This is a genomic window from Agrobacterium sp. CCNWLW32, assembly GCF_037083425.1.
GTDB lineage: Bacteria > Pseudomonadota > Alphaproteobacteria > Rhizobiales > Rhizobiaceae > Agrobacterium > Agrobacterium radiobacter.
Genome location: NZ_JBAOJM010000003.1, coordinates 336,481 through 360,480 on the forward strand (window position 1 = coordinate 336,481; position 24,000 = coordinate 360,480).

Consider the following 24,000-nt stretch of genomic DNA (forward strand, 5'->3'; position numbering starts at 1 on the left):
GGGTTGTCAGGCAAAATAAAAGGCCGGAGGTTTTGCCTCCGGCCTTTTTCGTTGCGGTTTATGCCGCGTAACGCTGGTCCCGCTGCCGTATGGCGGCGACGGAGAATTGCCCCACCTGTTCCGTCAGGCCGTCCGCCTCGCTGGATAGCGAGAAGGCTGCGGCCGTCGTTTCTTCCACCATGGCCGCATTCTGCTGCGTCACATGGTCGAGTTCGTTGACGGAAGCATTGATTTCGCTGAGGCGGCCGGACTGTTCGCGTGATGCGGTGGCGATTTCACCGATCTGGTCATTGACCGACTGGATGCGCTTCTGGATCTGCTCCAGGCTTTCACCGGTCTTCAGCACCAGCGCCACGCCGCTTTCCACGTCACCCGCAGATGTGGCGATCAGCGTCGTGATGTCACGGGCGGCGGCTGCCGATTTCTGGGCAAGCTCACGAACCTCCTGCGCCACAACGGCAAAGCCCTTTCCGGCTTCGCCGGCGCGGGCGGCTTCCACGCCGGCATTCAGCGCCAGCAGATTGGTCTGGAAGGCGATCTGGTCGATGACGTCGATGATCTGGCGGATCTTTGCCGACGAGGTCTCGATGCGTTCCATCGCGACGATCGCTTCTTTCACGACAGCCGTGGATTTATGGGCGTCCTGCATCGTGCCCGCCGTCGCCTCGACGGCGACATTGCAGCGCGACAAGGACACATTGACAGCCTGCGTCATGTCTCCCAGTGCGGCGGCCGCTTCCTCAAGGGCTGCGGCCTGGCGTTCCGTGCGCCGCGACAGGTCTTCCGATGCGCTTTTCAGTTCGCCGGAGCCAGAGCGGATGGCGTTTGCGCTTTCGCCAATATTGGAGATCGTCGCTTCCAGGCCCGCCATGGAGTTGTTGAAGTCGACGCGCAGGTGATCGAGTGACGGCACAAAGGATTTCTCGATGCGAAGATCGAGCCTGCCGGCGGCAAGATTGGCAAGGCCGGTGGCAAGGGCATCGACGGCTTCTTCCAGTTCCCTGGCGCTTGTTGCTTTTTCCATCTCCCGCTGGGCGCGTTCCTCATCCAGTTCCTCGCCTTTGCGATGGGCTTCCGTTTCCATGCGCTGCTTGTCCAGAATGCCCTGGCGGAAGGATTCCAGCGCGCGCGCCATGGTGCCGATCTCATCGCCGCGCGTAACGGCCTTGATCTCGATATTGTTCTCGCCGCCGTTCAGGCGCTCCATCAGCCCGGCAAGGCCGGTCAGCGGTTTTGTGAGACCAGCGGAAACGAAAATGCCGATCAGCGTCATGATCGCAAGCACGGCCAGTGTCGCAAGCGTCGCCCAGAAGGCGAGATCGTTGGCGGCGGCGAGAACCTTGCTCTCCTGCTGACCGATGGCCAGAAGATGTTTCTGTCCGAAGACGGAGACCGGGCGATAGGCATAGAAGATGTTGCCCGCAGGTGTCTGCGCCATCACCGTTCCGGCGTCGTTTGCGTTGGAAAGAGCCGCGAGGCTTTCGGAAACGGCGGCATCCGCGCCGCCCGAAAGAACGCCAGCCCGTCGTTTGCCGTCGGCATTCAGAAGAACGGCGTCATCGATGGTCTTGCCGGTTTCCTCAGGCGTCACGACCGCACCGATGCGATCGGCGGCGATGCGCATGATGACGGCGCCCTTGCGCTGCAGCTGGCCCCAGTTGGAGACGGCGAGCGGCATGCCGATCATGGCCGAATCATTTTCCCCGCCGCTGAAGCCGGTGGTGCTGACGACACCGTCCTTGCCGGCCTCGATGCGGTCGAACAGCTCCTTGATCGCGGCGTTCTGCGGTTCCGTCACGCTGGTCAGGAAGTTTTTCCCCTTGGTCACGGTGTAGATAATGAGACCGCTCTTGTCGATCACATAGATGTCGCTGACGCGGGTGTTGCGCCAGACGCTGGCGATGGTGGAGTTGATGGTGGCATGGCGAATGGCGTAAAGCAGTCGCAGACCTTCGCCGTTGAAGGAGGCGCGCTCCTCCTCGGAGACGCCCTCGCGACGGAACGCCTGAAGGATCGCATCCCTTTCCGTCGGCACGACCGTGGTCATCGTCTCCAGCGCCTGCGCGACCGCGGCATTTTGCGACAGTTCGGAAATGCTCTGTTCGACACGCAAAGTATAGGCGTCAAGCTGTTTGGACTGGTTGCTTGCAACCGTTTCGAGCCTGATTTCGCTGGCGTCGATCAGGCCCGACTTGCCCATCTCGTAGGACAATAACCCCACGGACAGGCATGAAACCAGCGTTGCACCCGTGACGAGCGCAGCAAATTTAGCTTTTATCGACAATGATTTAGCTTTTACAGCAGTCGGATTCCCACCCGGCATCCTGTTTCCTCCCCCAAAAAAACGTGAGCGCACGGTGACAAAAATTGCTTACGGCCGCGTTAAAAGCACTGCGAATTGTACGATTATTTCCCGCATACCGTGAAAAAATAACCGGCCGCCACTGAGGCGTTTCCCGTAATAAAACTGCAATAGAACGGGCGCATATCGGGTGAAGTTCAACGGCTGTTCATGTTCATGCAAGCTTTTCGCGCTCCTTCTCTCGCCACTATCAATGATGTCTGCGGACTGAATGCAGACGGATATAACGGAGCCAGCGTGAGACCGAGGCCGGATTTCGCCGTTGTCGTGCCGATGCACAATGAGGAAGCGAGCGTCGAAACGCTCGTGGCTGAGATCGTTGCTGCCTGCCAGCCGGTTGGCGCCTTCGAGATCGTGGTGGTGGACGACGCATCTGCCGACGGCACGGTTCAGGCGGTGCTTGCGCTCGGTGACCGTTATCCGATGTTGCGGCTCGTCCGGCATGACCGCCAGGGCGGGCAATCGGCGGCGATCCATAGCGGCGTGCAGGCGGCGCGAGCGGCTGTCATCTGCATGCTTGATGGAGACGGGCAAAACCCGCCGGACAATCTGCCGGCACTTCTTGCGCCGCTTCTCTCCGCCAGCGCCTCGAGCCGGCTCGGCCTCGTCGCCGGCCAGCGTGTCGGCCGGCGTGATACGCTTGGAAAACGCCTTTCCTCCCGCTTCGCCAACGGGCTTCGGGCGCGGATATTGAAGGATGGCACGCGCGATACAGGCTGCGGTCTCAAGGCCTTCCGCCGCGACGCCTATCTCGCCTTGCCCTATTTCGATCATCACCACCGCTATTTTCCGGCGCTGTTCAGTCGCGACGGCTGGCAGGTTGCCCATGTCGACGTCACGCACCGGGCGCGGCTACATGGAAATTCCCATTACACCAATATCGGCCGCGCGCTTGTCGGCATCCACGATCTGATCGGTGTCGCCTGGCTTTTGCGCCGGCGCAAGCGGTCAAGCTGGGCTGAAACTTTCAAAACGGAGACATTGCCGTGAATGCACCGGCTTTATGGTCCATGCTGCATGTGAACAGCTGGAAGGAATTTCTGTGGGTCTGCACCGGCTTCATGGGCCAGATGCTGTTTACCATGCGTTTTCTGGTTCAATGGATTTCCTCGGAACGGGCCAACCGCTCGGTCATTCCCGTGGCGTTCTGGTATTTTTCCGTTATTGGCGGTCTGGTGCTTTTGTCCTACGCCATCTGGCGGCGCGATCCGGTCTTTATCATCGGGCAGGCCTCCGGCCTTTTCATCTATGCCCGAAATCTCTGGTTGATTCATGCAGAACGCCGCCAGCATGCATGAGGCGGCGACGATGCCTTATGCGCAGGCAGGCGATGAGCGCCGATGGCTGACATTTGCGTTTTCAGCGATTGTCCTCGTAACCGCCCTGCGCGTCCTTGGTCTGGCCTTCAACCGCACCGACCTTTTTGTCGATGAGGCGCAATATTGGCTCTGGGGCCGCGAGATGGCGCTCGGCGCCTATTCCAAGCCGCCGCTGATCGGCTGGCTCATTCGCGCGGCAACCATTCTGGGCGGCGGCGAGGGCACTTTTCAGGTGCGGCTGGCCGCACCCGTGGTGCACGGCGTGGCGGCGGCGGCGATCCTTGTGCTGGGGCGTATGATCTACGATGTCAGGCTGGGCTCGCTGGCTGCGGTGATCTATCTGACCTTGCCGGCCGTGACGCTCGGCAGCCTGCTGATCTCGACCGATACGCCGATGATGCTGTTCATCGCGTTGTCGATGATCTCCGTGCGCAAGCTTGCGCTCGTCCGCGGCGAGGGCAGGCCGGCGTTGGGCTGGAGCATCGCTCTCGGTCTCTCTTTCGGCCTCGGGCTGATGTCGAAATATGCGATGATCTATTTTCTGCCCTGCTTCATCGCCGCCGGCTGGCTTTGCGAGGCATGGCGCATCCGGCTGCGTGACGCGGCGATTGCGGCACTGGTCTGCGTTGCCGTCATCGCGCCCAATCTGTGGTGGAACGCTGCGCATGATTTCATGACCGCACGCCACACGGCCGACAATGCGAACTGGCATGGCGTCCAGTTGAAGATCGGCTCCGCGCTGGAGTTCTTCTTCTCGCAGGCGGGCGTGGTCGGACCATTCGTTTTCGCTGGCATGATCGTCGCGACAATCCGCGCCAGGACCGGTGAAGCCCGGGCGCTGGTCGCGCTTTCGGTGCCGATCGTTCTGCTGATCACCGCGCAGGGTTTGATGTCGCGGGCGCTCGCCAACTGGGCGGTCGGAGCCTATGCGGCCGGCGTGCTTCTGGCGGTGCCGGTGCTGGCGTCGCGGCGCTGGCTCACCGTGTCCACCCTCGTGCTTGGTGGCATCGTGGCCGTCGTGCTGCCGCTGATGACCATTGCCGGAACGCAATTGCGCCTGCCGAAAGGTGAACTGGCGATGGCGCGGTATCTCGGGCGCGCCGAGCTGGTGTCGACCGGCCTGTCACGGGCGCGTGAGGCGGGGGCGGATGCCATCGTCGCCAATGATCGTTCGATACTGGCCGAGCTTTTTTATCAATTGCGGGACGAAAAACAGGTGCTGACGCGGGCATTGCCCGAAACCGGCGTGCCCTCCAGTCACTATGCTCTTCTTTATCCGCTGAAAGCTGGCGAGGCGAAAAATCCCCTGTTCCTGGCAAGCGCGGATGGCCTGCCGGCCTGCCTTGTCGGCGAAGCGCCGGTTGCGCGCTGGACCGCCGGGCCGGGTTTCCTCGAGGGCAGGGAAATCGGCCTCTGGCGCCTGCTACCGAAATGCATGCCGGAGGGCAGCAATGGACAATGATCTTTCGCATATGCGGATCACGATCTGGCTGACACTCGCCACATTGGCGATCGTCATCCTGTTTGCGACTTTTCCCTCCATCGATCTCAGGTTCTCCGCGCTGTTTTTCTCTCCCGTCGAGCAGCCATGGTCCGGCCGTGAACCGTTTCCCGAATGGCTGCGGGATACGCTGCGTGAAGGTACGGAGCTTGCCACTCTTCTGGTTTTCGTGATCCTTGTCGGCAATCTGCGGCTGGGTACTCTACAGAGAACCGGATGGCGCGTCTGGGCCTTCCTGTGCGGGCCCGTGATCCTCTGTGCCGGTCTTTTCGTCAATGGCGTGCTGAAGGCGACCATCGGTCGCGCCCGCCCGTTCAGCATTACCGAGTTCGGCGGGCAGCAGCTTTTCACGCCGCCTTTCCAGTTCAGCACGCAATGTTATTCAAACTGCTCGTTTTCCTCAGGTGAAACCGCCCTGATCGCCAGTTTCTTCCTGCCGCTCTGCGTGCTCGTCTGGCCCCGGCTGCAATGGCGCGGACGGTTCGTGATGGGAAGCACTGCCGCCGGCATGATCATCCTCATGTCCGGCTTGCGCATCGCGGCCGGTGGGCATTTCCTCAGCGATGTGGTGATGTCCATCCTGTTTTCCGCCCTGACGACCCTGTTTCTCTACCGGGTGCTGGCGGTAAACCGCCACCGTCACCTGTTCACGGGTAATGCCGTCTCGGCCGATACGGTCAGCATCTGGCGCAATGGTCGCCATGCCGTCCTGACCCGGGTTCGGCGCTGGTGGCCGAAAATCAAGGCCGCCGCCTCCCGTCTGCAGCGGCCGCCGGATGCGGGTGCGGCCTCGTCTTAAGCGGAAGGTCGGGCGCTGCATCCATGCGATGAATGGCGACGAACGCCAGACGCTCCTGCGTCACCCTCGGGCTTGTCCCGAGGATTTGCAACCTAATGATTTTATTCAACGTGACTGAAACCTCGGCACAGGGCTGAGGATGACGCCGAGAGAATGTTAGCCCGATCGGCAGCCTGCCCGGAAATTAAACCGGACAGCAGTTGGCAGCGCTAAGGGCGATTGGCGAAGTTCTTTAGTCGAACAGGCCGGAAACCGACTGTTCCTGTGCGGTGCGGTTGATTGCCTCGCCGAGCAGGCCTGCGGTGCTGACCACGCGGATATTATGCGCGGACTGGACACCGGTGGTCGGCTGGATGCTGTCGGTGATGACGAGTTCGCGCAGCTTCGAGGAAGCCACACGCGCAACCGCGCCGCCGGAAAGCACACCGTGGGTGATATAGGCGGTGACGCTGGTCGCGCCCTTTTTCAGCAATGCTTCCGCGGCGTTACAGAGCGTGCCGCCGGAATCGACGATATCGTCGATGAGGATGCAGTCCTTGCTGGAGACATCGCCGATGACGTTCATGACTTCGGATTCGCCCGGACGGTCACGGCGCTTGTCGACGATGGCCAGAAGACAGTCGAGACGTTTGGCGAGTGCGCGGGCGCGGACCACGCCGCCGACGTCTGGTGAAACGACCATGACATTGTTGGTGTCGTAATGGTCCTTCACGTCGCGGGCGAGAATTGGTGCTGCGAAGAGATTGTCGGTGGGGATATCGAAGAAGCCCTGAATCTGGCCGGCATGAAGATCGAGGGTGAGAACGCGGTCGGCGCCGGCTTCGGTAATCAGATTGGCAACGAGCTTGGCGGAAATCGGGGTGCGGGGCCCGGCCTTGCGGTCCTGGCGGGCGTAACCGAAATAGGGTAGCACCGCCGTGATGCGCTTGGCCGAGGAGCGGCGCATGGCATCGATCATGATGAGAAGTTCCATCAGGTGATCATTTGCCGGGAAAGAGGTGGACTGGACGATAAAAACGTCCTCACCACGCACATTTTCGCTGATTTCTACGAATATTTCCTGGTCAGCAAACCGCTTTACAGTGGCATTTCCGAGAGGAACATTAAGATACTTGCAGATCGCTTCGGCAAGGTGCCGGTTCGAATTGCCTGCGAAAACCTTCATTGCGGCCGCCTGTTTCCATGCCATCGCCTTGCGCCACGGGGCTCAATCCACCGTAACCAAGCGTCGTTCAAGGGGAGGAACATCCGGCTGAAAAGCCTTTGCCGGATACGCCTTGTTGCCATGCGCGCCTTAATAGCGCTGTTGCTTCCGATTGCAAGAGGACTCCGCGCTTTCGCAATGATTTTCGTGAAATCTCTGTGACTTCTCCCGTCGATTCACCTCATCCGCGTTGAGATTGCTTCCATGACGAATAATCGTTGAGTGTTTTTGCAGCGATATCCTGCATGACCCTGTCGGTCACGGCGGCCCATGGATCGCTGCCTTTTGCCGCCACCGCCTCCTGTCCCTGCAGGCGATGCAGCCGCACGCCATTGGCGTCGAGAATGTCCCAGACGTACACGATATTGACCTTGCCGCCATCGGCAAAGGCGGAGAAATATCCCTTCAGGATATTTTCGGCCGAATTGTCGTTTGAGGCGCGGATGGTCAACCCCTTCGCCCGCGCTTCGGCCCCGAGCTGACGCGATAGCGGCGTCACCGCCTGAACGGGTGCGCCGATGATGGGCAGGAAGCGGATCGAGTTTGCCGAGGAGGCGGGCGCAAGTGACGCCGTCTGCTGCGAGGGGGCGGATTGCGCGGTTGCGGCGGGCTGGGCTGCGGTCTGGTTCTGGCGAAGCGGTTCGCCATACTGGCTGCCATTGGACAGCGCCTGTGCCTGCGCCTGCAACGAGTTTTGCGGTGCATAGGCGGGAACGGATGTCGCGGTTGCCGGGGTGCCGGTGGGGGCGCGGTCGGCTGCGGCCGCCATCTGATCGAGATCGCCCTGCGTTACCGGCGTCGATTGCGAAGCGTTATGGCCGACATCCACCTGCGGTGTCAGCGCTTCCGTCGTGTTGCAGCCTGACAGGGCCAGGACAAGCGCTGGAACAATGACGGCCAGACAAAGGGGGGGGTACCCCGTCCGGCTCATGCGATTTTCCCTCTCATGTTCCGCTCCTTCTTGCCCAAGGTGGCGCAATGTAAGGGCGGTTTTCCCGCTCTGTCAAACCCGGTGGCGATTTAAGCTGTGAGAAGATCGAGGTTGTGTCGCGAGAGTGGCTCCGGCGCGCCGTCGGTGGTCAGATAGGTCTGGCCAAGTGTCATGGCCGTGCCGGAATCGGAATCCATCACGATCATATGCACGAACAGCGTCATGTCGGCGGTGATTTCCTGCGGATTGCCGGCGTGGAACATCTGATGCTCCATCCAGGAGGGCGAGAAACGCGCACCCAGCGAATAACCGCAGGAGTTCAGCCGGTGGCGGGTCAATCCGCGTTCGTCCATGACGCGGGCATGGACGTCGAAGACATCGCCAAAAGTCTTGCCGGGGTGGAGCACTTCTTCGATGGCGGTGAGGTTTTGCAAGCAGGCGCTGTAAAGCTCCTTCTGGCGGAAATCCTGTTCGCCGATCACCACCGTGCGCATCATGGCGGCATGGTAGTGGGCGCTGACGCCAGCCCATTCGAGCGTCAGCTGATCCTTGGCGTCGAGCCTGCGACGGCCTGCCTTGTAACGGCACAGCAGCGCATCCGCGCCGGAGCCGATGATGAATTCATTGGCGGGATAATCGCCGCCGCCGGCCAGCACCGCGCCCTGCATCGCCGCCAGGATCGCGGCTTCGTCCGCGCCGGGCTTGATCAGCGGTAAAGCCGCGTCCAGCGCATCGTCGGCCAGTTGGCCTGCCTTGCGCGCATAGGCGATCTCGGCGGGGCTTTTGACGAGCCTGAGCGTGCTGACGAGATAGGAGGCGTCGCTCATCTGGCAGAAGCTGGCGAGCTGGTTGTCCAGCAGCCGGGCGACACGGCCGGTCATGCCATGGGTGTCGTACTCCACCCCGATCTTTGCGCCGAGCAGGTCGAGATCGCTCAGCAGGTTCTTCAGGTCGAGTGTCGGGTCGGCATTTGGCCGATCGACCCAGATGAGGATATTTTCGACGATGGAGGTATTGCGGGCCTGCCGCAGATCCGCTGAACGGGTCAGCAGCGTCATGGAGCCGTCCGACTTGACCACCAGCGTCTGGAAGAAGCAGTAGCCGAAAGTGTCATAGCCGGTCAGCCAATACATGCTTTCCTGCGCGAAAAGCAGCAGCGCGTCCAGCTTCTCGTCGGCCATTTTCGCGAGCAGCCGCTCGCGACGGGCATCGAATTCCGAAAGCTCGAAATGCAGGGCCATATCAGTCCTCCAGAATTGCGATTGCGGAAATCTGCCGGCCATAATCGGGTTCGGCGCGGTGGGTCGTGCGGCGATAGGAATAGAACCGCTCTTCGTCCGGATAAGTGCAGAGGCCGAGATTTTCCGCCTTCACGCCGGCGTTGGTCAGGCGGTCTATGGTGAATTGCTTGAGGTCGAACAGGGCGTGGCCCTGTTTCTCCGTCTCGGCGAAATAATCCGCATAGGCCGGATCGATATCGGTGAAGCGCGCCACATATTCCGGCCCGACCTCATAATTGCTCTGGCTGATGGAAGGCCCGAGCGAGGCAGCGATGCGCTCGCGGCTGGCGCCGAGCTTCGTCATGGTCTCGATGGTATTTTCAAGCACGCCGAAGAGCGCGCCCTTCCAGCCGGCATGGGCGGCACCCACGACACCCGCTTCCACGTCGGCAAACAGGATCGGGCCGCAATCGGCGCTCAGCACGCCCAGCACGAAACCCGGCGTTGCCGTCACCATGGCGTCCGCCTGCGGGCGGCTGCCGTCATAGGTGTCATCGACCACGAGGACATCGGGGGAATGGACCTGATGCACGGTGGCGAGGCGGCCTGAGGGCAGGCCGAACCATTGCGTCACGCGCCGGCGGTTTTCCTGCACCTTTTCGGGTTCATCCTGGGAGCCGAGGCCGACATTGAGGCCCTGATAGAGCCCTTCCGAGACGCCGCCCTGCCGTGTGAAGAAACCGTGGCGGACACGGTTTTCACCTGACGCGGCGAGCAGGGGGGACTGGAGCGGGAGCGGCAGCGTTGCGTTCTGCATGGTGCGGGAGTTCCTTGGAGAATATCGCTGTTGGCCAGTGAGCTACGGTTAAGCGAGATGTTTCCGGTTGCCGCGGCGTTGCGCGGCGCGTGTGATGCAGTGTGCCTGCTTCGTGTGTCGCGGCGATGTTGGCCCAGAGGTTGTTGCGCTGTCAATCCACCGCGCGAAACGGCAGAAGATGAAGCGCGGGACTTGAAACGGCGATGACCTTGAAAAGTTCCCCCATCTTGCCGGCGCCTTCACCGGCGAGGCGATTGACCGCTTCGGCAATTTCAAGCGTCTGGTCGGGCGTCGCCTTCGCCGCAAGCGCGCCTGCTCTTTCCTTGAGGCCGAGGCCATACAGAAAATCGCCCTGTCGCAGCGCGCCGTTGACATGCACGCCGGTCGCTTCGGCTGTTTTCACAAGGCTTTCGAAATCGACATGGCTGGTGAGATCGGCTTCGCCGGGATGCGCAAGCGCCGGGTCGAAGGCGTGGTTGCGCATGGCCTGCAGCGTGTCGCCATAACCGGCGACCAGATGGCCGTAATCAATGGCGAGCGCCGTGCCGCCATGGGCGGACAGGCGCTGGCAGATTGCGGTCATCACGGCTTCGCGGGCCGGTGCAATCTCGAATATGGCGCCGAGCGGCTGCTGTTCGGGCTGCGGCGGCAGCAGGGATGGGTCTATGCTGGCAAGACCCGTCGAGAAGACGAGTTCGTCATTGGCATCGAGGCTGACCACGCGCTCGCGGAAACCCTGCGGCGTCCTGACGAATTGCCGGATCGGAATGGCATCAAAGAGTTCGTTGGCGACAAGCAGCAGGAAACCATCCGGCACGTCGTCGAAACTGTCATGCCATGTCAGCCTGTCCGCATGTTCGGCCAGCGTTTCCTTCTGGATAGTGGAAAGGCGGGGGCTGGTTTCGACCAGATGCACCCGCATCGTCTCATAAAGCGGCGGCGCGATGCGGCGGATGACGCGCAGCATATCCGACATCATGGTGCCACGACCGGGGCCGATTTCCACTAGTTGCGTTTGTGCGGGCGCGCCATGCCGTTGCCAGGCATGCACCACGAAGACCCCGAGCATTTCGCCGAAAAGCTGGCTGACCTCTGGCGCGGTGATGAAATCACCCGAACGGCCGAAGGGGTCGCGACTCTTGTAATAACCGTGTTCAGGGTCGGCGAGGCAGAGTGAAAAGTAGTCGGTAACGCTGAGCGGACCGTTGAGCCGGATAAGTGATTTGATACGTTGCGCAAGCGGTGTCGTCATGGGCAATCATACCGCTTAGGCGCTTTTTGTCGCGCTGCGCGCCCGCAGGACCGCCCAGAGGCCGAGAGCGAACATCGGGGTGGAGAGCACCATGCCCATTGTCAGCCAGTTGCCGGCGAGATAACCGATCTGGGCGTCTGGCTCGCGGAAAAATTCCACGAAGATGCGTGACAGCGCGTAACCGCAGACGAAGATGCCGGTGACGGTGCCGGGCGTCTTCAGCGCCCTGAAGGCGTAGATGGCGATTGCCAGGATGATGATGAGCACGAGCCCTTCGAGGCCCGCTTCATAAAGCTGGCTCGGGTGCCGCGCAAAGGGGCCGCCCGTCGGGAACACGACCGCCCATGGCACGTCGGCAATGCGGCCCCACAATTCACCATTGATGAAATTGGCGATGCGCCCGAACAGCAGGCCGATGGGCGCGACGGCGGCGACGACGTCGAACATGCTCCAGACCGGAATGCCGTTCTTGCGGGCGAAGAGGATCATGGCGATGGTCGTGCCGATCAGGCCGCCATGGAACGACATGCCGCCGTTCCAGATCTCGATCGCCCTGATGGGGTTGGCGGCCACGGCTGCCATATCGTAAAACAGGATGTAACCGATGCGCCCGCCGAGTACGATGCCGCCGGCTGCCCAGAGGATGAAATCATCAAGATGCTGCGCCGAGACGGGCGACACATCGTTCGGCCACAGGCGATCCGTGCGGGCGAGGCGGCGGGCGTAAAACCAGCCGAGCATGATGCCGGCAACATAGGCAATGCCGTACCAGTGGATCGAGAGCGGGCCGAGGGACAGCGCCACCGGATCGATATTGGGGAAGGGCATGATGGCGAGTTGGGTGGGAGCGGCTAACAATCCGTATATTCCGTCATCGTTGCTGGGCGGACAACGGAACGATCCATTGCCTCAAGAGGGGCCGGGCGATGATGCTCACCGGTCTCCCTGACGCCAAGGAAAATGGCGATTGCGGTGGCGGCGGTCAAGGTGATTCTTCAAGCTGCTGCTTAAGATACCGAAGGCCACGCAAGCTCTTGCGATTTTTCGATTTCGCTTGCAAGGCGGCGGTGGAGTGCCTACCTGAAGACTATCAACAGCGGGCAAGACGATGCCCCTGAACCGACGAAGGACAAGCGCCATGAGCACGACAGGCACCAATCGTTTTCTGGATGAATTCGCCAAGCTGATGACCGACGCGGCCGGCGCGGCGCAGGGCGTGCGCAAGGAAGCCGAAGCGGCTTTTCATGCCCAGGCGGATCGCTGGCTGAACAGTCTGGACGTTGTCCGCCGCGAGGAATTCGATGCGGTTCGCGAAATGGCCATTCAGGCGCGTGATGAAAACGACGCGCTGCGCGCCCGTATCGAGGCTCTGGAAGCGAAGCTTTCCGCCGCCAAGGACTGATTTTTTTAGCGCCTTTTCTGACGGGTCCCGGATCGCTTGCGATTCCGGGACTTTTTATTTGCGGCTCATAGCGCCCGAAATGACTCCCGGTTGTTAAAAAACGGGCCTCGGACGCGAATTTTTTGGGCCTGTGGACACTTCCAAAAAACGCAGTCGGCAGAGTCGCTTATGTATCTCGCCTGAGGTGATGGGGGAGAAGATATCCACTGTTCAAAAAGCAAAAATGGCGGGGAAGGGGTGGCAGCAGGACTCGGCCATTATACACTGATTTTAAATGATGATTCGAAAAGACCTGGTAAGCTCCAGACAGGGTGAATGCGTAATTCTGGTGGTGTCGGGCAATCGTCTCAAATGTTTATCCCGGTTTGTATGTGCGTTTTGTGCCCGGCGTTCAAAACAGGACATCCCTACCGGCTGAGAAGGTGCCGCATGAGTCTGATAGAATTTGAAATTGAGCGTCAGTCCAATCCCGTGGACATGATCGAGATTGTCGCTGCCTCGAACGACTGGTCTTTCGAGCGCTCCGGTGAAGACGAGATCGCCATGACTGTCGCTGGTCACTGGGCGGACTATCACGTCTCCTTTTCATGGATGGAAGAATTCGAGGCGCTGCATCTGGCCTGCGCCTTCGATATCAAGGTGCCGGACCAGCGCGTCAACGAAGTCATTCGTCTGCTCTCGCAGGTCAATGGTCAGGTGCTGATGGGTCATTTCGATCTGTGGCGGCAGGAAGACGTGGTGATCTTCCGCCAGTCCCTGCTTCTGGCCGGCGGCGCCGAACCGAACAACCAGCAGGTTGAAGTGCTGCTTTCCAGCGCGCTTGAGGCCTGCGAGCAATATTACCAGGCATTCCAGTTCGTCGTCTGGTCGGGGCTGGATGCGAAAAGTGCAATCGAAGCGGTCATGTTTGAGACCGTGGGAGAAGCGTAACATGGTGTACAAGGCTTCCGGGCCTCTCGTCCTCGTTGGCGCCGGCAATATGGGCGGCGCCATGCTTTCAGGCTGGCTGAAAAAGGGTGTGCCGGGATCGCAGGTCATCGTCATCGACCCGCGCCCTTCCGACGCCATGCGCACGACGATTGCGGAAGCCGGCGCCACCCACGCCGAAAGCGTGCCTGGGGGCGTGAAGGCCGGCATTCTTTTCGTGGCGGTGAAGCCGCAGATGATGGAAGCCGTGCTGCCGTCGCTGAAGCCTCTGCTGGGCCCGGAAACGGTTGTGGTCTCCATCGCGGCGGGCACCACCATTGCCACCTTCGTTTCGCATTTCGGTTCGGTTGCCGCTGTGCGGGCCATGCCCAACACGCCGGCCATGGTCGGCCGCGGCGTGACGGGGGCCTATGCCAACGACCTGGTGACGCCCGAGCTTAAAACCGTTGTGGACGGGTTGCTGAAGGTCAGCGGTCCGGTTGAATGGGTGGATGCCGAAAGCGATATCGACGCGGTGACTGCGGTTTCGGGTAGTGGCCCTGCCTATGTCTTTTATCTCGTGGAATGCATGGCCGAGGCTGGGCGCAAGGCCGGCCTGCCGGCGGATGTCGCCATGCGTCTGGCGCGTGAAACCGTGGCCGGTGCTGGCGAACTCCTGCACCAGTCTTCCGACGAGGCGGCGCGCCTGCGCCAGAATGTGACCTCGCCGGGCGGCACAACAGCTGCGGCGCTGTCCGTGCTGATGGCTGAGGACGGCATGCAGCCCCTGTTCGACAGGGCGGTCGCTGCCGCGAAAACGCGCGCCGAAGAGCTGGCGGGCTGAAGGGGCGAGCGATGAGCGGTGAAATTTCCTATGCCGATTTCGAGAAGGTCGATATCCGCGTCGGCACCATTGTCGAAGCAGAACCTTTTCCCGAAGCGCGCAAGCCGGCCTTCAAGGTGAAGATCGATTTCGGGCCGGACATCGGCATCAAGAAATCCTCGGCGCAGATCACGGTGCATTATACGCCGGAAAGTCTTGTCGGGCGGCAGGTTCTGGGCGTAGTGAATTTTCCGCCGCGCCAGATCGGCCCTTTCCGGTCCGAAGTGCTGACGCTAGGTTTTGCCGATGCCAATGGCGATATCGTGCTTGCCGCGGTTGAGCGGCCGGTGCCGAACGGCGAGAAGATGTGCTGACCGGCGCTATGCCGCTAAGCCGGAATTTTGACGATTACCCGCAATCCGCCCATCGGGCTTTCATCCAGCGATACGTCGCCGCCATGGCTGCGGGCGATGTCGCGGACGATGGAGAGGCCAAGGCCCGTGCCCGAGGCATTGAGGTTGCGCGCCTCGTCCAGCCGGAAGAACGGCTTGAACACATCCTCGCGTGAGATTTCCGGAATGCCCGGGCCATCATCGTCAAAGGTCATGATGATGGAGCGTGGCGCCTTGCGGATATCGACGTGGAGGTTGCTGGCATAGCGCCGCGCATTTTCGGCGAGATTGGCGACGAGCCGTGAAAGCGCATTTGGCCGCGCGATGATCCGCTCGATATTATAGAGTTCGTAGCTGAATTTCTTGCCGTGCAGCTCGAAATCATGGCCGATTTTTTCGAGAAGGGCTGGAAGCTCCAGCGTGCCGACATCCTCTTCGACATCAGTACGGGCAAAGGTCAGATAGGCCTCCAGCATTGACTGCATGTCCTCGACATCCTTGTCGAGCCCCTCAAGGTCGGGATTGTCGCCGGCGAGCGCCAGTTGCAGCTTGAAGCGGGTGAGGATGGTGCGCAGGTCATGGCTGACGCCGTTCAGCATCGCGGTGCGTTGCTCCATCTGCCGCTCGATACGCTCGCGCATCAATATGAAGGCGAGGCCCGCACGCCGCACTTCGTCCGCGCCGCGCGGGGAATAGGCGGTGATCTTCTGGCCTCTGCCAAAGTTCTCGGCAGCCTTGGCAAGCGCTTCGATGGGCTTGATCTGGCCGCGCAGGAACAGAATGGAGATGGCGATCAGCACCAGCGATGCACCCACCATCCAGACAAGGAAGATATGAGTGTTGGAGGCATAGGCCGCGCTGCGGCTGGTAAAGACGCGCAGGGTCTTGTCTTCCAGCTGGACGCGGATTTCGACCAGCGAGCCGTTGCCATAGGTATCGATCCAGAACGGCCTGCCGATCTGCTGCGTCAACTGATCCGCCAGAATTCTGTCGAGGATCGAAAACAGCGGCTCAGGTCTCGGAGCAGGCAGATCCGCCTTTGGTTCGATATAGACGCTCAGACCGAGCTTGTCGCGCGCAATGCGGATGACGCGCTGATAGTCGTCTTCCTCGGGGTCCGTCTGCAGAAGCTCGATGATTGCGGCGATATCGCGCGTCACGGCAGAGGAGAGGCGTTCGGTCACCAATTGCCAATGGCGTTCCATGAAGACTGCCGCGACCACGCCCTGAAGCAAAATCATCGGCAGGATGATGATGAGCAGGGATCGGGTGTAAAGGCCGGTGGGCAGCCAGTGGCGCAACCATCTGCCGGAAAGGCGCCAGGCCTTGGCCACGCCGCTTTTTTTGACCGTGCTCAGAAAATCGAGGCTCGCCATGGCCGTGCGTTCGCCTTTCCTTTGGTGCTCGTCAGTCCACGCTCAGGCGGTAACCGATGCCGCGCACCGTTTGCAGATAGACAGGATTGGCAGGGTCGTCCTCGATCTTGCGGCGAAGACGGTTGATCTGCACGTCGATGGTTCTTTCGCCCACTTCCGATTCCGCTTCCACCAGTTCGTGGCGTGGAATGGTGTCGCCGGCGCGCAGTGCGAAAAGCAGCATGATCTCCTGTTCGCGATCTGTCAGGCGGATCGTTTCTGGGCCGCGCCGCAATTCCTTCTTCGGAATGGAGAAGCTGTAGGGACCAAACATGATCTGTTCGATCTTGGGCGTATCTGGCGAGGTGTTGCGCCGCAGGATGTTGTTGATGCGCAGGACGAGTTCGCGCGGATCGAAGGGCTTGGCGAGATAGTCGTCCGCGCCCGCTTCCAGCCCGGCAATGCGCGAATCCGCCTCCGAACGGGCGGTCAGAAGAATGACCGGCACGGATTTGTCCTCGTTCAGCGAGCGGGTCAGTGAAAGCCCGTTTTCGCCCGGCATCATCACGTCGAGGATGAGCAGATCGAAGCGGATGCCTATCATTTTACGCCGTGCTTCGGCCGCATCGGCTGCCACGGAGATGCGGTAACCCTTGTCGCCAAGGAAGCGCTGCAGGAGATCGCGAATGCGGGCGTCGTCGTCGACGATCAGGAGATGGGCCGCATCGTCATCCGCCGGCGGTCGTTTTGTCGGAGCTTGCGCCATCGTCACTCGCCTTCCACGGTTGTCGGGCTGCGCATCTGCGCCAGGAATTTGCGCACGCAGGCGCGGGCGTCAGGCCCGAGCCCTTCCAGCGCCCGGTCGATGCGGCGCGATTGCGGCTCGCTCAGCGCCAGCGCCAGTTCGCGGCCCGTCAGCGTCGGATAAAGCCTGCGCTGGCGACGGTCTTCCGGGCCTGCCATCTGACGGATGTAACCGTCGTCGATCAGTTGCTTGAGCACGCGGGCAAGGCTCTGCTTGGTGATCTGCAACGTGTCGAGCAAATCCGCCACCGTCATGCCCGGCTGCCGGCTGACGAAATAGACCACCCGATGATGCGCCCGGCCATATTCCAGCTTCGACAGAATGACATCGGGATCGGAGACGAAATCGCGATAGGCGAAAAACAGCGCCTCGATCGTGTCGAAGTCGATCTTGCCGTCATCCACCTTCGGAAGTGCCGGTGTCTGTCTGGCGGCTGCGGTTTTGAGCGATTGCGGTGGCACTGCGGTTCCTTCATATTCTGCGGCTGACATACGTCGATGCGCCAATATTCTGTAAACATAGCCGAAAATGCGTCCGCTCGGGAGAATGCCGCGATCATTTTCTGTTGCGGTGGATAATATGCTGCGGGTGCCGGTGCAACTGGAATCCTGAGTGGCCTTTACCGGAAATAGAAAAGAGCGCGGAAAGCCCGCGCTCTTCATTTGTTTCATGTCGCCCGATGGGCGATTTGCCCGGCAGAAACCTCTACTGATAAACGTAGACGATCCGCCGCGTCGAAGGTTCGACGAGAACCGGCACATCGTTCACCCGGACATAACGATACTGGTAGTCGGGGATTTCGACGAGACGTGTATCTGACGGCAATACACTACCGACAGCTATGTCGCCGTCATAAGTGACGGTATCCGCTGGATGCTCGTCAATATAGGTCATCACCGATTGCGGCGGGTCCACCTCGCCAACGCGACCGAGGTTTGGATCGCCGGGATTGGGTTCGGCCTGCACGCTCGAGGTCTTTTCATAGGTGACCACCGGCACGCTGAGGTCCGAGCGGCGCTGTTCGAGAATGACGGGAGAGCCCTCATACATGACATTCAGATAATCCGCATGAGCCCAGCCGCGCAGACCGTTGACTTCGATGCGGCACCAGCTGCTGCCTTCCATGCAGCCATCCAGAACCGCATTGCTGCCGCGGGTGGCCAGCCCCACTTCGGGATAGTCTTCACCGGGGCCCGAGCGAACGGAAATATCCGATGCTGTCGTGGCGACCATGGCGGCGTTCGCGTAACCTGCCATCAGGGCGAAGGCGCCGCCAGCTATGAGCATTTTAAGCGTCTTGTCCATGTGTCTCACTCCTTTTCAAGACTGTAGCTAGAACGTCGCAGCCATCAGGGCGTTCCACATTTTTCGCCGGCAATTCCCGAGATATGCGGAGGATTTCTTGTTATCTTGCTGTATTTCATGGTTATTTTTAGAGTGGGCGGTCACTGAAAGCGGGTGTCATTTCCGCTGCCATTGTGCCGAAGGCGGTCGCGGGCTATAGGAGGCGCAACCTTTCAGACAGGAGATGCAGGATATGGGAAAGTTGCAGGCGGGCATTATTCCGGTCACGCCATTCGAGCAGAATTGCACCATCCTGTTCGATCAGGACACCAAGGAGGGCGTCGTCGTTGATCCCGGCGGGGATGTGGACATCATTCTTCAGGTCGTTGCTGAAAACGGCATCACGCTCAAGGAAATCTGGCTGACGCACGGGCATCTCGACCACGCCGGCGGTGCCGACGAACTGCGCGAGAAGCTCTCTTTGCCAGTCATCGGGCCGCATGAGGACGACCGGCCGCTGCTGGAGAGGATCGAGGTGCAGGCCGAAAAATACGGTATCAGCGGTTTGAAGAATGTCGTGCCCGACAAATGGCTGAAGGATGGCGACAAGGTATCCTTCGGAGACCACGTCTTCGAGGTCTATCATTGCCCGGGCCACGCACCCGGCCATGTCATTTACTACAACCGCGACCAGCAATTCGCCCATGTCGGCGACGTCTTGTTTTCGGGATCGGTTGGGCGCACGGACCTGCCGGGCGGAAACCACGAACAATTGATGGCGTCCATTCGCGACAAGCTGCTGCCGCTCGGCGATGATGTCGGCTTCATCTGCGGCCATGGCCCCGGTGGGCGGCTGGGCGACGAGCGGCGTAACAATCCCTATCTCAAGGGTATCTGAGGTCCCGGCGATTTACGCCTATGGACGGCACAAAAAAACCCGGCATTCCTGCCGGGCTTCAACTAGAAAAGAAAGCCGTTTTAGGGTCAGCCAGCAATCTGCAGATTGACTGCCTTCGGGCCCTTGCCGCGACGATCCGGTTCCGTGTCGAAGCTCACTTTCTGATTTTCTGAAAGTCCGGACAGGCCGGAAGCCTGTACAGCAGAGATGTGAACAAAGATATCAGCGCCACCATTGTCTGGCTTGATGAAGCCGAAGCCTTTGTCTGTATTGAAGAATTTTACGGTGCCAGTTTCGGCCATGCATCAGGTCCTTTTCGCTCTGCCCGCGTTCAGCTACAGGCAGCATTACAGTTTTGCCCCGCGTGGGCGTTGGCAGGCAGTTTTTGACTATTGAGAAAATGGACCTTCGCAGCAGGAAGTAATGGCGTTCTCATCCAACGTTTTTCGTCCCACCGCCCGAGGTTTATAGCGTCCCCAGTGCGCAAATTTATAGGCCTTCCCATGCTCGCAAATTGCCCGAACCGCGGTAGAGTGATGCGTTTATCAAAAATTGGCAAGCAAAAGTTTTCACGGGCTTTTTGTCAGATAAAAAACCTGCGGTAGAATAACATCGCGCAATCGCATATTTTTTCTGCAGGGGCGACAATTGATGAAATAATTGCCGTTTGCCGCAGGATTTCACGGCAAAATTTGAATGCCGTACCCCGCATTTATGGCGGAATAAGAAAAATAAGTTCTTTTTGCGTCAGGCCGCTCCGGCCATGGGTTTTTGCCGTTTGCGCGTCAGTTCCGGCACCAGTTCGACGATCAGGATCGCGACGAATATGATCAGGCAGCCGATGTAGCCGGCGCCCGAAATGGTTTCTTTGAGGAAAATCGAGGCCAGCAAAGCGCCGAAAAGCGCCTCCGAAGACAGGAATATCGCAGCCTGCGGGGCCGTGGTGTAACGCTGGCCGATGACCTGCAGCACGAAGGCGAGGCCGGAGGAGACGAGGCCGACATAGAGGATTTCCGCGAGCGAAGCCTCGATGGAGGCCATGCTGATCGGTTCGAACACGACACCGATCATGCAACTAAGAAGGGAGCAAACGGCGAACTGGGTGCAGGAAAGCGCCAGCGGCCTTCCGCTTTCGGAAACGAAGCGTCCGGCCAGCGTGATCTGGATCGCCCAGAAGAAGGCGCAGATGATGCTGAGAATATCACCCGTTGTCAGCGTCTCGAAGGCGCCGCCGGAGAGCAGGAATATGCCGCCCAGCATCATCAGCGCGCATGGCCAGACGATCCAGTGGGGATGACGCCGGTAAAGCACGACGGCAATCACGGGCACGAAGATGACGTAGAGCCCGGTCAGGAAGCTGGAATTGGTGACGGTCGTGGTCAGGAGCCCGACCTGCTGGGTGGTGGCGCCGCCGAACAGGGCGAGGCCCACGAGAATGAAACTGCCGATTTCGCGCCGGCGCGGCGGCGATTTCAGCGACCGTGTTTCCATGAGCGCGAAGGGCAGCACGGCGATGGCGGCAATGGCGAAACGCAGACCGACGAACCAGAACGGGCCGATCGAGGCCATGGCGGAGGATTGCGCGACAAAGCCGCCTCCCCAGATTGCTGCGGCGAGCAGAAGCAGCATATTGGCCTGAATACGCGTCATTGTTGGCACCAGCAGAGCAGGGCCGAGAGATCATTCAGTCACGGCCGTGGCAAACAGGGGATTTCTGGAATGTCGATCCGGCGACGCGGACGACTGTTCCCGGGTGCTTTAGCAGCAACATGCCGAGGCCGCAAGTCGAGGGGGGAGGCCGCTTATTTGTAGCGGCGGGCCTCGTCCTTCAGGCTGCGCCGGGTGAGCGTCAGGCCGCCAATGCCGAGGCCGATGAAGGCTGCGGCTGACAGGACGATGAGCAGGATGTGAGGGCCGGCCTTCGTGGTTGCCGCTACCTGAGGGATGGCGGAGGTGTGCGGGGTGTCGATCGCCTGAGCAGCCGCATTGGCCGAGGTTGCGATGCCGGCGGCCATGGTGACGATGACAAGAAAAGCCGCAACGGCCATCCAGAGGGAAAACAGCGTTCTCTGCGCCCTTAACCTTTCAACGGAAGTCCGATCGTTGGTAAACATGGCTGTCGCCTCTTGTCCCTGTTCTTAAAGGATAAAAGAGGCTTCGAAATGGACGGCTTGGAGACCGAATTCTGGCGTTCCGCAGCATTTATTGCGGCAATATTGTGGCAAAGCCTGATATGGCGTCCTTTTGGCCGGATATGACGTCAGAGGCCGCGTTTTCCGAAGGTCCTGACCTGGCGCAGAGGATGCGGATCGACCGGGCGGTCTTCCCTTGAAAATGTGGGTGGTGCAGCGTTTCTCTCCGCCCTTGACGGGGCGAAATATTCACTGCCGAGTTCCGGGAAACGTGCGTCGAAACTGGTCGGGGCAAGTTCGGGCTTCGCCAGCACGTAACCCTGCATGAGCAGGACGCCGAGTTCCTCGCAGAGATCGACTTGCCAGCCTGTTTCCAGCCCTTCGAAGACCGGCTCAATCCCATCGTCGCGGAACTGGTGGACGATGACGCGCAGAAGGGCGGCGCCCGCCGAATTCTGCATGAAATCGCGCACCCAGCCCGCTTCGAATTTCACATAATCCGGCTTGATGAGTTTTACCCGGTCGATGTCGGAATCGCCGGCGCCATAGTCATCAAGCGCCACGCGAAAGCCGATATCGTGCATGTGGTAAGCGAAGTCCGCGACCATCTGTGTGTCGGAGGCCTTTTTCTCGGAGATTTCGCAGACGATGCGATCCGCCGTCATGCCGGCCTCGTGGGCGGCAAGCCGCATGCGCTCTACTTCCTGGCGCATCTTGGCCGGCGTCTGGAACAGGCCCGGATGGAAGTTGACGAAGATGCGGGCGCGGGAACGGTTGAGCCTGCCGGTGTTGAGAATATGGATCGTGCGCAGGATGCTGTCGATATTTTCGATGTCTTCCGGCGCGACCAGCGAGAAAAATTCGCCCGGCGTCACCGGCTCGCCATTGCGGTGGGGACGCACAAGACCCTCGAAGGAATCGATGTCGAGCACCCCGCTCATCGTGCGGCGGAAAATGGGCTGCAGTGCCGATTTCAGGTTAAAGGTGCGATAGGCCGTGGACCATGTGCCATCGACCTCGCGGACAAGACTGGAAAAGATGCTTTTGAGCGCCATTTTTCAACCAGCTATAGAGACACGACCTCTAGGCTCGCGAATGTAGCGTATCAAGCGTTACTTCCGGGTTAAGGAAGGTTAAATTCTCTGCAGCGGCACATAAGCCGGCTTTTGACCTTGAAAGAAGGCCTGTCTTTCGACATAGAAAATGCCGCAGATGACAAGTTTTCCAACCTCTGCTGATGTCAACCCCAATAGGACCGATTAAAAATGGCCTTCCTTGCCGACATTCTCTCCCGCGTAAAGCCATCCGCCACCATCGCTGTTACCCAGAAAGCCCGTGAGCTGAAAGCGAAGGGCCGCGATGTGATCAGCCTTGGCGCCGGCGAGCCGGATTTCGATACGCCCGAAAATATCAAGGAAGCGGCCATCGACGCCATCAAGCGCGGTGAAACGAAATACACGCCTGTTTCCGGCATTCCGGAACTGCGCAAGGCCATTGCCGACAAGTTCAAGCGTGAAAACGGCCTGGACTACAAGCCGGAGCAGACGATTGTCGGCACGGGCGGCAAGCAGATCCTTTTCAACGCCTTCATGGCCACGCTGAACCCGGGTGATGAAGTTGTCATTCCCGCGCCTTACTGGGTGAGCTACCCGGAAATGGTGGCGATTTGCGGTGGTACGCCGGTTTTTGTCGACACGACGCTCGAAGACAATTTCAAGCTGAAGCCGGAAGCGCTGGAAAAGGCGATCACGCCGAAGACCAAGTGGTTCGTCTTCAATTCGCCGTCCAACCCCTCGGGCGCTGCCTATTCGCATGACGAGCTGAAGGCGCTGACGGACGTGCTGGTCAAGCATCCGCATGTCTGGGTGCTGACTGACGACATGTATGAGCACCTGACCTATGGCGATTTCAAATTCGTCACCCCGGTGGAAGTAGAGCCTTCGCTTTATGACCGTACGCTGACGATGAACGGCGTCTCCAAGGCCTATGCCATGACCGGCTGGCGTATCGGCTACGCAGCCGGCCCGCTGCCGCTGATCAAGGCCATGGACATGATCCAGGGCCAGCAGACCTCGGGCGCGAGCTCCATCGCACAGTGGGCAGCTGTCGAAGCGCTGAACGGCACGCAGGATTTCATTCCGACCAATAAGAAAATCTTCGAAGGTCGTCGTGATCTCGTCGTTTCCATGCTCAACCAGGCCAAGGGCATCAATTGCCCGGCACCGGAAGGCGCGTTCTACGTCTACCCGTCCTGCGCCGGCATGATCGGCAAGACCGCGCCGTCGGGCAAGGTCATCGAGTCGGATGTGGATTTCGTCTCCGAGCTTCTGGAAGCCGAAGGCGTCGCTGTCGTGCAGGGATCGGCTTTCGGCCTCGGCCCGAACTTCCGCATTTCCTACGCCACGTCGGAAGCGCTCTTGGAAGAAGCCTGCAAGCGCATCCAGCGCTTCTGCGCCGATTGCCGCTGATCGGTTGATACAGTCTTGAAAGAAGCCCGGCAGCGATGCCGGGCTTTTTTGTTCGATGGGGCTTCCGCACGCTAGACGTCATCCTTGGGCTTGATCCGAGGATGACGGAGGAGAGGTTTCTACGCCTTGT

The 24,000-nt window shown here is 60.2% G+C and carries 25 protein-coding genes; 10 read left to right on the forward strand and 15 right to left on the reverse strand.

The window, feature by feature from the left end; translation table 11 throughout:
* Window positions 1-58: 58 nt before the first annotated feature.
* Window positions 59-2,323, reverse strand: a complete 2,265-nt coding sequence (locus V6R85_RS08945; RefSeq protein WP_336377048.1) for a methyl-accepting chemotaxis protein — start codon at window positions 2,321-2,323, stop codon at window positions 59-61.
* Window positions 2,324-2,512: 189 nt separating this feature from the next.
* Here V6R85_RS08945 and V6R85_RS08950 point away from each other — a divergent pair, with 189 nt between their 5' ends.
* Genes V6R85_RS08950 through V6R85_RS08965 form a run of 4 tightly spaced genes read left to right on the forward strand, consistent with a single transcriptional unit; the run spans window position 2,513 to window position 5,981 of the window.
* On the forward strand, window positions 2,513-3,352 hold the full coding sequence (locus V6R85_RS08950) for a glycosyltransferase family 2 protein (protein ID WP_035212672.1): 840 nt from the start codon (window positions 2,513-2,515) through the stop codon (window positions 3,350-3,352).
* A 20-nt stretch (window positions 3,353-3,372) separates the two neighbouring features.
* Window positions 3,373-3,660, forward strand: a complete 288-nt coding sequence (locus tag V6R85_RS08955) for a lipid-A-disaccharide synthase N-terminal domain-containing protein (protein WP_020011353.1) — start codon at window positions 3,373-3,375, stop codon at window positions 3,658-3,660.
* Window positions 3,635-5,143: an ArnT family glycosyltransferase gene (locus V6R85_RS08960; protein WP_162695561.1), complete on the forward strand. Its 1,509-nt coding sequence runs from the start codon at window positions 3,635-3,637 to the stop codon at window positions 5,141-5,143. Before V6R85_RS08955 ends, V6R85_RS08960 begins: the two co-directional genes overlap by 26 nt.
* Window positions 5,133-5,981, forward strand: a complete 849-nt coding sequence (locus V6R85_RS08965) for a phosphatase PAP2 family protein (RefSeq protein WP_111834707.1) — start codon at window positions 5,133-5,135, stop codon at window positions 5,979-5,981. Before V6R85_RS08960 ends, V6R85_RS08965 begins: the two co-directional genes overlap by 11 nt.
* Before the next feature lie 232 nt (window positions 5,982-6,213).
* Here the strand turns inward: V6R85_RS08965 and V6R85_RS08970 are convergent, their stop codons facing one another.
* From V6R85_RS08970 to lgt, 6 genes are all read right to left on the reverse strand, one after another.
* Window positions 6,214-7,146 (reverse strand): ribose-phosphate pyrophosphokinase, encoded by a 933-nt coding sequence (locus tag V6R85_RS08970; protein WP_111834772.1) that lies wholly within the window; start codon window positions 7,144-7,146, stop codon window positions 6,214-6,216.
* Window positions 7,147-7,366: 220 nt separating this feature from the next.
* Window positions 7,367-8,116, reverse strand: a complete 750-nt coding sequence (locus V6R85_RS08975; RefSeq protein ID WP_111834708.1) for a hypothetical protein — start codon at window positions 8,114-8,116, stop codon at window positions 7,367-7,369.
* Window positions 8,117-8,205: 89 nt separating this feature from the next.
* Window positions 8,206-9,357: a M24 family metallopeptidase gene (locus V6R85_RS08980; RefSeq protein WP_065695263.1), complete on the reverse strand. Its 1,152-nt coding sequence runs from the start codon at window positions 9,355-9,357 to the stop codon at window positions 8,206-8,208.
* A gap of 1 nt (window position 9,358) precedes the next feature.
* Window positions 9,359-10,153 carry a peptidoglycan editing factor PgeF gene (gene pgeF / locus V6R85_RS08985; protein WP_004430337.1) on the reverse strand — a complete coding sequence of 265 codons (795 nt, stop codon included), beginning with the start codon at window positions 10,151-10,153 and terminating at the stop codon, window positions 9,359-9,361.
* Window positions 10,154-10,304: 151 nt separating this feature from the next.
* Complete coding sequence (locus tag V6R85_RS08990) at window positions 10,305-11,405, reverse strand: class I SAM-dependent methyltransferase (protein ID WP_060727432.1); 1,101 nt, start codon at window positions 11,403-11,405, stop codon at window positions 10,305-10,307.
* 15 nt (window positions 11,406-11,420) lie between these two features.
* Window positions 11,421-12,233, reverse strand: a complete 813-nt coding sequence (gene lgt / locus V6R85_RS08995; RefSeq protein WP_162695566.1) for a prolipoprotein diacylglyceryl transferase — start codon at window positions 12,231-12,233, stop codon at window positions 11,421-11,423.
* 310 nt (window positions 12,234-12,543) lie between these two features.
* On the opposite strand from lgt, the gene V6R85_RS09000 reads away from it, so the two are divergent.
* From V6R85_RS09000 to V6R85_RS09015, 4 genes are all read left to right on the forward strand, one after another.
* Window positions 12,544-12,807: an accessory factor UbiK family protein gene (locus V6R85_RS09000; protein ID WP_003522871.1), complete on the forward strand. Its 264-nt coding sequence runs from the start codon at window positions 12,544-12,546 to the stop codon at window positions 12,805-12,807.
* 429 nt (window positions 12,808-13,236) lie between these two features.
* The gene (locus V6R85_RS09005) at window positions 13,237-13,737 is read left to right on the forward strand and encodes a YbjN domain-containing protein (RefSeq protein WP_003522870.1); all 501 of its coding nucleotides are present in this window, start codon (window positions 13,237-13,239) and stop codon (window positions 13,735-13,737) included.
* A 1-nt stretch (window position 13,738) separates the two neighbouring features.
* Window positions 13,739-14,557: a pyrroline-5-carboxylate reductase gene (gene proC / locus V6R85_RS09010; protein WP_060727431.1), complete on the forward strand. Its 819-nt coding sequence runs from the start codon at window positions 13,739-13,741 to the stop codon at window positions 14,555-14,557.
* An 11-nt stretch (window positions 14,558-14,568) separates the two neighbouring features.
* Complete coding sequence (locus tag V6R85_RS09015; RefSeq protein WP_060725144.1) at window positions 14,569-14,910, forward strand: tRNA-binding protein; 342 nt, start codon at window positions 14,569-14,571, stop codon at window positions 14,908-14,910.
* Window positions 14,911-14,924: 14 nt separating this feature from the next.
* On the opposite strand, the gene V6R85_RS09020 is transcribed toward V6R85_RS09015, so the two are convergent.
* The 4 genes from V6R85_RS09020 to V6R85_RS09035 form a co-directional block, all read right to left on the reverse strand.
* Window positions 14,925-16,304, reverse strand: a complete 1,380-nt coding sequence (locus V6R85_RS09020; protein ID WP_004430353.1) for an ATP-binding protein — start codon at window positions 16,302-16,304, stop codon at window positions 14,925-14,927.
* Window positions 16,305-16,335: 31 nt separating this feature from the next.
* Window positions 16,336-17,049, reverse strand: a complete 714-nt coding sequence (locus V6R85_RS09025) for a response regulator (protein WP_020011341.1) — start codon at window positions 17,047-17,049, stop codon at window positions 16,336-16,338.
* A gap of 2 nt (window positions 17,050-17,051) precedes the next feature.
* Window positions 17,052-17,579 (reverse strand): MarR family winged helix-turn-helix transcriptional regulator, encoded by a 528-nt coding sequence (locus tag V6R85_RS09030; RefSeq protein WP_020011340.1) that lies wholly within the window; start codon window positions 17,577-17,579, stop codon window positions 17,052-17,054.
* A gap of 214 nt (window positions 17,580-17,793) precedes the next feature.
* Window positions 17,794-18,393: a DUF1236 domain-containing protein gene (locus V6R85_RS09035; protein WP_111834710.1), complete on the reverse strand. Its 600-nt coding sequence runs from the start codon at window positions 18,391-18,393 to the stop codon at window positions 17,794-17,796.
* A gap of 232 nt (window positions 18,394-18,625) precedes the next feature.
* Here V6R85_RS09035 and V6R85_RS09040 point away from each other — a divergent pair, with 232 nt between their 5' ends.
* Entirely contained in the window at window positions 18,626-19,270 is a 645-nt protein-coding gene (locus tag V6R85_RS09040) for an MBL fold metallo-hydrolase (RefSeq protein ID WP_111834711.1), read from the forward strand.
* Between the two features lie 86 nt (window positions 19,271-19,356).
* On the opposite strand, the gene V6R85_RS09045 is transcribed toward V6R85_RS09040, so the two are convergent.
* The 4 genes from V6R85_RS09045 to V6R85_RS09060 all read right to left on the reverse strand — a co-directional run bounded on the left by V6R85_RS09045 (window position 19,357) and on the right by V6R85_RS09060 (window position 22,457).
* Entirely contained in the window at window positions 19,357-19,572 is a 216-nt protein-coding gene (locus V6R85_RS09045; RefSeq protein WP_003494703.1) for a cold-shock protein, read from the reverse strand.
* 445 nt (window positions 19,573-20,017) lie between these two features.
* Complete coding sequence (locus V6R85_RS09050) at window positions 20,018-20,920, reverse strand: DMT family transporter (RefSeq protein WP_060725141.1); 903 nt, start codon at window positions 20,918-20,920, stop codon at window positions 20,018-20,020.
* A 152-nt stretch (window positions 20,921-21,072) separates the two neighbouring features.
* Window positions 21,073-21,384 (reverse strand): hypothetical protein, encoded by a 312-nt coding sequence (locus tag V6R85_RS09055; RefSeq protein WP_111834712.1) that lies wholly within the window; start codon window positions 21,382-21,384, stop codon window positions 21,073-21,075.
* Between the two features lie 146 nt (window positions 21,385-21,530).
* Window positions 21,531-22,457, reverse strand: a complete 927-nt coding sequence (locus V6R85_RS09060) for an EAL domain-containing protein (protein ID WP_087744662.1) — start codon at window positions 22,455-22,457, stop codon at window positions 21,531-21,533.
* Window positions 22,458-22,667: 210 nt separating this feature from the next.
* Here V6R85_RS09060 and V6R85_RS09065 point away from each other — a divergent pair, with 210 nt between their 5' ends.
* Window positions 22,668-23,870: a pyridoxal phosphate-dependent aminotransferase gene (locus tag V6R85_RS09065; RefSeq protein WP_004430390.1), complete on the forward strand. Its 1,203-nt coding sequence runs from the start codon at window positions 22,668-22,670 to the stop codon at window positions 23,868-23,870.
* Window positions 23,871-24,000: the final 130 nt, after the last annotated feature.